The following is a 966-nucleotide window of genomic DNA, read 5'->3' as shown; positions in this document are numbered from 1 at the left end:
CGCCAAGGCCGTCTCGTCCACGCTCACCTTCTGGGCGCGCGCGATCGACGTGCGAATGGATAGGGTGTTCAGAAAGCGCTTTATCAAGCGAGGATTGCCCGCAATCTTCGACGATGTTGTTAGAATCGGCGCGATGCGGTCTGCCAAATCCAGTTGGGCCGACAGGGTTGGCGTGGCCCCGGAAATCTGAGAAGCCACGAAGGCGCGATCGACACGCTTGCCCGTCCATGTTTCGCCGAGGCGTTCGCTAATTGCAGTGCGTATCTTGTCCTTTTCTGTTTGAGGCAGCGTGCTGTTCTCGACGAAGAGCATCATCAGATATGCACGGACATCCTGCGTCCCGAGGGGTGGAACGCGAATGGGCACCTGTATCAGCTTGTCGAAGTAGTTCGTGACCAGATCATCATTCAGGGTCATGCCTTTGAAGTGCGCGCGCACGGCCTCGCGGATGACGGCGTCATCGGCCGCGATGACAAAGGCTGTTTTCTTCAAGAAGAGAAAGAGCCGCATCGCCTCGAGCGTCGCAATCGCGGCCGGCGGAAGACAGCGATCAAGATCGTCGATCAGAACGACGAGCGTCACATCAAGCTCGCGAAGCGTGTCCTCCAAGGCATCGCGAAAATCATGAATGGCCTGCGGAGGTGTCGGACCTTTCGGAGCGGCTGCGGGACTGATCAGACCCTTTCCGCCTTCCGCAGCTTTTGACGCAACATTGGCGGCTTGATCGATGTCCTTTTGATCGACCGAGCCATCGAAAAGGCCTTTGATGGCAGATAACCCGTCTCCCAGCAGCCCTATCGGCGGCAGACCGACCGCGAGAGCTGCCACTGTGGTTGCGCTGACGCTGGCGAGGCGAAACCAACTCACGCGAGCAAGCAAGCCCTTCGCCTTTTCGACCGCTTTGCCAACAGTACCTTTCTGCTCCTCGGCCCGCGCCAGGATCGCGCGGGCGATGATTTCCATTAG

1 protein-coding gene is annotated in these 966 nt (G+C 58.7%); it reads right to left on the bottom strand.

Annotated elements, in window-relative coordinates:
- Positions 1-966 (bottom strand): P-loop NTPase fold protein (locus E5X88_RS33485; protein WP_292168551.1); only part of this gene is annotated, 966 nt, incomplete at both ends.

This window comes from Mesorhizobium sp. (assembly GCF_004962245.1).
In the GTDB taxonomy this organism is placed as follows: Bacteria; Pseudomonadota; Alphaproteobacteria; order Rhizobiales; family Rhizobiaceae; genus Mesorhizobium.
This window is presented reverse-complemented; position numbering and strand designations above follow the sequence as displayed.